General features: G+C 40.6%; 7 protein-coding genes and 1 riboswitch. Of the genes, 2 read left to right on the forward strand and 5 right to left on the reverse strand.

Annotated features, from left to right (window positions below; genetic code table 11):
• Nucleotides 1–10 precede the first annotated feature (10 nt).
• Entirely contained in the window at nucleotides 11–1558 is a 1548-nt protein-coding gene (locus BA70_RS01895) for a flotillin family protein (RefSeq protein ID WP_034317389.1), read from the forward strand.
• A gap of 129 nt (nucleotides 1559–1687) precedes the next feature.
• Here BA70_RS01895 and ftsW read toward each other — a convergent pair whose 3' ends face one another.
• From ftsW to BA70_RS01910, 3 genes are read right to left on the reverse strand one after another with little or no spacing between them, the layout of a single operon-like run.
• Nucleotides 1688–2821: a putative lipid II flippase FtsW gene (ftsW, locus tag BA70_RS01900; protein ID WP_420834665.1), complete on the reverse strand. Its 1134-nt coding sequence runs from the start codon at nucleotides 2819–2821 to the stop codon at nucleotides 1688–1690.
• Nucleotides 2822–2826: 5 nt separating this feature from the next.
• The gene (gene rodA, locus BA70_RS01905; RefSeq protein WP_034317394.1) at nucleotides 2827–3981 is read right to left on the reverse strand and encodes a rod shape-determining protein RodA; all 1155 of its coding nucleotides are present in this window, start codon (nucleotides 3979–3981) and stop codon (nucleotides 2827–2829) included.
• A gap of 14 nt (nucleotides 3982–3995) precedes the next feature.
• Nucleotides 3996–4634, reverse strand: a complete 639-nt coding sequence (locus tag BA70_RS01910) for a DUF1232 domain-containing protein (RefSeq protein ID WP_034317396.1) — start codon at nucleotides 4632–4634, stop codon at nucleotides 3996–3998.
• A 171-nt stretch (nucleotides 4635–4805) separates the two neighbouring features.
• On the opposite strand from BA70_RS01910, the gene BA70_RS01915 reads away from it, so the two are divergent.
• Nucleotides 4806–5360 (forward strand): GNAT family N-acetyltransferase, encoded by a 555-nt coding sequence (locus BA70_RS01915; protein WP_034317399.1) that lies wholly within the window; start codon nucleotides 4806–4808, stop codon nucleotides 5358–5360.
• On the opposite strand, the gene BA70_RS19255 is transcribed toward BA70_RS01915, so the two are convergent.
• Nucleotides 5320–5508, reverse strand: a complete 189-nt coding sequence (locus BA70_RS19255) for a hypothetical protein (protein ID WP_078061623.1) — start codon at nucleotides 5506–5508, stop codon at nucleotides 5320–5322. The genes BA70_RS01915 and BA70_RS19255 overlap by 41 nt on opposite strands.
• Nucleotides 5509–5600: 92 nt before the next feature.
• Nucleotides 5601–6176, reverse strand: a complete 576-nt coding sequence (thiT, locus tag BA70_RS01920) for an energy-coupled thiamine transporter ThiT (protein WP_034317402.1) — start codon at nucleotides 6174–6176, stop codon at nucleotides 5601–5603.
• 98 nt (nucleotides 6177–6274) lie between these two features.
• Nucleotides 6275–6377: riboswitch (TPP riboswitch) on the reverse strand.
• Between the last annotated feature and the right edge of the window lie 292 nt (nucleotides 6378–6669).

Below are 6669 nucleotides of genomic sequence, written 5' to 3' on the forward strand. Positions count from 1 at the left end.
AGGGAATGCTATGCCAGGAACAACGATTTTGATTATCATTGGAATTGTCCTTGTGATACTTATTGCACTTATTGGCGTATTTGTTTCAAAATACCGGACAGCAGGTCCAGATGAAGCGTTAATTGTCACAGGAAGTTATCTAGGAAGTAAAAATGTCCACGTGGATGAAGGTGGAAACAAGATTAAGATTGTCAGAGGCGGAGGTACCTTCGTACTCCCTGTCTTTCAACAAGCAGAACCGCTCAGCTTACTATCTAGCAAGCTAGATGTCTCAACGCCAGAGGTTTATACCGAGCAAGGTGTACCTGTCATGGCGGATGGAACGGCCATCATTAAAATTGGCGGATCGATTGAAGAAATCGCCACTGCGGCAGAACAGTTTTTAGGTAAAACAAAAGAAGACCGCGAAAACGAAGCAAGAGAAGTACTAGAAGGTCACCTTCGTTCGATCTTAGGATCAATGACAGTTGAAGAGATTTATAAAAACAGAGAGAAATTTTCTCAAGAAGTTCAACGTGTCGCTTCTCAAGATTTAGCGAAAATGGGTCTAGTCATTGTATCGTTTACGATCAAAGATGTACGTGATAAAAATGGCTATTTAGAATCTCTAGGTAAGCCAAGAATTGCCCAAGTGAAACGTGATGCAGATATTGCAACAGCTGAAGCGGATAAAGAAACACGTATCAAACGTGCCGAGGCAGATAAAGATGCGAAGAAATCTGAGCTTGAGCGTGCCACCGAAATCGCTGAAGCAGAAAAAATCAATGAGCTGAAAAGAGCAGAATTTAGACGTGAACAGGATACAGCGAAAGCAAGCGCTGACCAAGCGTATGATCTAGAGACAGCTCGCAACCGTCAGCACGTGACTGAACAAGAAATGCAAGTCAAAATCATCGAACGCCAGAAACAAATTGAATTAGAAGAAAAAGAGATTCAGCGTCGTGAACGTCAATACGATTCTGAAGTGAAAAAGAAAGCAGATGCGGACCGTTATGCTGTTGAGCAATCGGCTGCGGCGGAAAAAGCGAAGCGTCTCGCTGAAGCAGATGCGAAGAAATACAGCATCGAAGCAATGGCGAAAGCAGAAGCTGAGAAAGTCCGAATTGACGGGCTGGCAAAAGCGGAAGCTGATCGTGCGAAAGGGGAAACAGAAGCAGAAGTCATTAGACTGAAAGGACTTGCTGAAGCAGAAGCGAAAGAAAAAATTGCTGAAGCATTCGAACAGTATGGTCAGGCAGCGATCCTTGATATGATCGTGAAAATGCTTCCTGAATATGCGAAGCAAGTATCTGCACCACTTTCAAACATTGATAAAATTACAGTTGTTGATACAGGCGGTAACGGGGAAGGCAGCGGTGCTAATAAAATCACAGGCTATGCCACAAACCTGATGTCCAGCCTTCAAGAAAGCCTGAAAGCATCCTCTGGAATTGATGTCAAAGAAATTATTGAGAACTTTTCGGGCAAAGGGAATGTGAAGCAAAGCATTCAAGAACTAACGAATGAAATCAAACAGCCTAGAAAAAAAGAAATAGCTGATCGTCAAATAGAAGAATAAAATCAATAGACACCTTCCAGCAGAAGGTGTCTCAGATTGTTGACAAACATTCGTGAGCACCAGCACGCAGAACTGACACCGAATGCGAGGGTTTGTCTTCACGCTAAGACACCTTCCGGCAGAAGGTGTCTATTTGGCATGAAACTGATATTGATTTCTCTTTACATATGAAGACAGATGTACAAGGATGCCTGCTGATATCATCATGAACACTAAGGAGGACCCGCCGTAGCTAATGAAAGGAAGGGGAATGCCTGTAATCGGGAGAAGTCCAAAGACAGCCCCTAGATTAAAGACCGCTTGAATCATGATTTGAAAAGTGAGACCGATCGTTAACAGCTTTCCAAACGGATCCTGTAAAGCCCGAACGATTCGCAAGGCGCGATACATGATGAGAAGATATGCACCAATCACAAACGATATCCCCAATAGTCCCAGTTCTTCGCTAATGACGGCCATGATAAAATCTGTATGGGCTTCAGGAAGAAAACCTAGCTTCTGAATGCTCCCGCCTAAGCCATTTCCAGTCAGTCCACCTGAATCTATCGCGAGGTATGAATGAATCAGCTGATAGCCATCTCCATCTTCATACTGAAAAGGATCACGAAATGAGGTCAGCCGCTTCAAACGATAAGGAGCTGTCACAGCAAAAAAAGTGATACCTGATGCGGCAGTCGACCCTAGCAAAATGAGATGACGCGTTTTAAGTCCAGCGCATAATAAGATGATGCCGCAGCTCAATAAGATAGAGACAGCCGTGCCTAAATCAGGCTGCTTTAAGATCAATAAAAAAGCAAGACCTAAAAGAACGAGCGGAGGTAGCACTCCTTTTTTAAAGGATGTGATGTAAGCTTGTTTTTTTGCATAGACATAGGCAAAATAGATGACCATCACTAGTTTCACAGCTTCAGAGGGTTGAATCATGAAAGAGCCAATATGAATCCACCTCTGTGAATTGTTTTTAACAGCACCGATCCCCGGAAGTAGGACTAGGATCAGTAATAAAAATGACAGCATGACAAGCCACCGAATCCATTTACGATAAGCCTGATAAGGAAAAAGAGCGGCAACGAAGAAAAAGATTAATCCAATGAAGAGCCATTTCCATTGTTTTATCAAGAAATAATGACCTTGCTCATACTTCATTTCTCCTAAAGGGTAACTCGCGCTGTAAACCATGAGTAAACCAAATAAAGAAAGGCACACAAACGTGCCAGCAAGAATGTGGTCGATTTTTTTGAGGTGGGAAATAATCAATGGCATCACCTTCAATTCCAGTTGCGCCCAAACATGTAGGATGAGGATCTAAGGTTGACACTAAACACAAGTCCAATGGCGATCATGTTGGTCAAAAGCGCACTTCCCCCATAGCTGATAAATGGAAGTGCAAGGCCAGTCACAGGCATTAAACCTACTGTCATCCCTACGTTTTGGAAGACCTGAAAGACGATCAGCCCAACAACTCCCGCACATATGTACAATCCATAAAGTGTATTGGCATGCATGGCCACATGAATAATTCGGTAGACCATCATTAAGTACAAACATATCAATAGAGAGGCGCCGATAAAACCAAACTCCTCACCAATGACTGCAAATATAAAATCTGTATGGGCTTCAGGGATATTTCCCCCTTGTACTTGACTCCCCTGTGTATAACCGCTTCCTGACAATTGACCTGACCCAATGCCAAGCATTGCTTGTTTCAGCTGATATCCATATGTTGAATCAAATTCATCAGGAGAGAGCCAGCCATAAATACGATCAAGCTGATGAGGCTTAATGATTTTTGTAAAGTGCTCAAAATGTTCATTGTGCAAGTAGGTTAAAAAGGCAAGAAGAGCGAGACAAGAAGCCAGTAATGCGGCGATCATCTTGCTTGAAATCCCCGACACAAGCATCAGTGTAAAGGCGATAGACAATATCACGAGCGCAGTCCCTAAATCTGGCTGAATTAAGATGAGGAAAAAAGGGACAACGGTCCAGCATATGACTTTACTTGTAGGAAGGATGCTTTCTTTAAACGTAAATCGCTGATGTTTGTATTGGTTCAAGATAGCCGCTAGCAGGAGAATCACAAAAATTTTCATGAACTCTGATGGCTGAACTTTGATTGAACCGAAGCTGATCCATCTTTGAGAGCCATTTTGATTCGTTCCAAAAAAATGCACGAGAATAATGAGGAAAATACCACCTGCAAATAACCGAAAGGATAAACGCTCAAGCAACTCATAATCAAAGTAAGCAACTGCTGCCATGAGACCAAAACCGACGATATACCAGAAAATTTGTCTTTTGACGAAATAAAACATATCTTGCGTTTCATACTGTCCCGATCCGCTATATACAGCTAGCAGGCTGATCACAAATAAACAAATGATAGTGAGTAAAAGTGCGAAGTCAATGCTGTACTGTTTTCTCATAGCTTCGTGCCCTGCTATGACCTATTGATCAGCTGGTTTAATACGACTTGTACCGCTGTAGCGTCATCAATATAGCCAATCGGAAAAATATAATCTGGTATCAAATCAACAGGCACAATGAAATAAAGTAGTGCGCCCCCCATCAGCACCAACTCACGAGGAGTACCCCGGCCTGCTATGAATAAGTTGTACATGTTCTTCAAATGATGAAGAAATGGTCCGACGCCGCGTATCGTGTCCATCTTTTTATCAAACTTTGCCGAGATTGTTTCTTTTCCCTCGTCTGTTTGGCTGTAGGTCTCGTATTCACTTAACTTCTGTTTCAATTTCTCTTCATTAAATGTACCGTCATAGATGTCGTGAACTTTTAGTGTTTTTTCAATTTCTTCCACCGCTTGAATGAACGTATTACTGTGAACTCTTTCATTTTTGACTGGAAACCCAGCAGCGGATAATAGGTGATCTAAAGAGATGTTTAGATAATTTGAAAGTCGCTGTAAATGATTCAAAGTCGGTTTTCTTTTTCCGTTCATTATTCTAGACAGTGTCGCTTTATCAATTTCTATGTGGGTGCTGAGTTCTCTTAATGAGAGAGAACGTAGTTGTAGTTGTTCTTTTAAGAGCTGTCCAAGATCATTTGTCTTAAGATCCATCTTCTACCCCATCCTTTTCAATATGTATCAACTTTTCTATAGAAGAAGTCGTCCTCAATATAAAGGTGTGTTGACAAAATGTCAACGGATATCCTTTTCGATTGAATTTTAAGAAATAGAAATTTATCATAATGAAGATAGGGTGAGAAATCGCTAAAAGGGGTGGCACAGATGAAGGTAAGACATGCTGTACATAAAGATATTCCTAAAATCGCCGAGATTCATGTGAAGAGCTGGCAAACGACTTATCACGGCATTATCTCAAAAGAGTATCTGGATGGTTTAAATGTAGAGGAGCGGGAACAGAGCTGGAGAACCAGATCGCTTGAAGGCACGTTTGTCGTAGAAGATGCTGATGGGGTATTTGGTTTTGCTTCCTTCGGAAAACAACGTGACGAGCGCTATTCAACATATGATGGTGAGCTTTATGCCATTTATTTATTACAGCAGAAGCAAAAGTCAGGAGCGGGTATCGCTTTGATTGCAAAAGGAGTGGACTATTTAATAGAGAAGGGTTATAAGAATATGATGCTATGGGTATTTGAACAGAATTCGGCGAAGCAATTTTATCAAAAGCTTCAGCCTAGTTTTGTCGTCACCAGCCAGTTCGAGCTGGCTGGCGAGAACCATGATGAAATAGGATATGGATGGGAGCTGCCTGTATTAAATGAACATGTACAACGAATTAAATTGCCAGCTTCCAATAATAATGAGAGAAAAAGGTGAAGAGTGTCGCAAGCAAAATATAAGAAATAAAAGGAGTAGCTTCTACTTTCCCTTTCACGCCTGCTATTTTTAATGCTTCATAGAAACCTGCCAAAAAGTAAGTAAGACTGAGAATATAGCAGCACAGCATAATGGAGTAAGGATTCATTAACGTACCTCCAGCCTGAAATCTTCTACTATTAATAGATTCCATAGAGCAGCAAATTATGCATAAAAAAATAACCAGCTGAAATCAGCAGGTTATTTTTGATGAGGAAAAACCAAACGAGATGCACTCGGTATTAATAAACAAAGAACGATACTACAAATAATAAAAGATGGAACCATATACGTGCTGTTATAAATTAAAGAGTAGACCCATCCTGGTGTTCCTTTCGGTGCATATTGCGAAAAGAATACAACGCCAGAAATAAAGAACGTTAGCAGTCTAAAGAAACTGGCGATAAATACGGATAGGATAATATAGAAGAATTGTTTCTTTCTTTTTTTATCTTGAATTGCTTTTTTGATCAATCCTGAAAATAGCCCGCTTAGACAAATGACAACAGATGCCACGAAATAATCAAGAAATCCTTGTACAGGTGTAGCAATAATAGGGCTATTCATCAGCTGCAGGCCGGCAATCAACACACCGATAATAAACCCAGTAGACAACCCCCATCTAATAGACATGAGAATGACGGGAATCATGATCAGCGCGATAGACCCGCCGTTCGGCATCCTTAAAAAGAGACCTGATAAGTAATCTAATACAAGAGCAAGCGAAGTCATAATCGCGATTTCCATAAGGCGTACTAATTGATTTGATTGCTGCATAAAAAAATCTCCTTTTTCATGAATTGAGCAAGGAGAGACCGTGTAAGGATGAGTATGTTATTCATAGAAAAACATATCGGTTTGAATACACCACATGTAATCAAGTGATTCCACATTCCTACTTCAGTATTAACTGACAGGTTCAAAGGGTCAGAACAACGAATCGTTCACTCTCAGCACAAAGCTCCCCCTGCGGTTATTTAGTTTCAATCTATTATAAATATACTAGAGACCTTCAGGATCAACAATAGAGAATTACTGCGACAAGCACTTTTTGTAGCAATATATAGGAAGAGATAAGGAAAAATAAATTATTTAGGAAAAATACTTGTTTCTTCTTTCAAAAGGTGTTATATTTGTATTCGCCGCTGAAAACAGCGCGGTTGATAAATAACATGAAGAAAAAAGTTGTTGACTTTATCTTGATAGAATGTTATATTAATAAAGTCGCCTCTGAGCGATAACAAACATGATCTTTGAAAACTAAACAAGA

It is taken from the genome of Bacillus zhangzhouensis (genome assembly GCF_000715205.1).
In the GTDB taxonomy this organism is placed as follows: domain Bacteria; phylum Bacillota; class Bacilli; order Bacillales; family Bacillaceae; genus Bacillus; species Bacillus zhangzhouensis.

Bases quoted from the DNA above. Each gene is read 5' to 3' on its own strand.
- BA70_RS01915 (WP_034317399.1), top strand. From the start codon at position 4,806: ATGAAGGTAAGACATGCTGTACATAAAGATATTCCTAAAATCGCCGAG.
- BA70_RS19255 (WP_078061623.1), bottom strand. From the start codon at position 5,508: ATGAATCCTTACTCCATTATGCTGTGCTGCTATATTCTCAGTCTTACT.
- rodA (WP_034317394.1), bottom strand. From the start codon at position 3,981: ATGAGAAAACAGTACAGCATTGACTTCGCACTTTTACTCACTATCATT.
- BA70_RS01910 (WP_034317396.1), bottom strand. From the start codon at position 4,634: ATGGATCTTAAGACAAATGATCTTGGACAGCTCTTAAAAGAACAACTA.
- thiT (WP_034317402.1), bottom strand. From the start codon at position 6,176: ATGCAGCAATCAAATCAATTAGTACGCCTTATGGAAATCGCGATTATG.
- ftsW (WP_420834665.1), bottom strand. From the start codon at position 2,821: ATGCCATTGATTATTTCCCACCTCAAAAAAATCGACCACATTCTTGCT.
- BA70_RS01895 (WP_034317389.1), top strand. From the start codon at position 11: ATGCCAGGAACAACGATTTTGATTATCATTGGAATTGTCCTTGTGATA.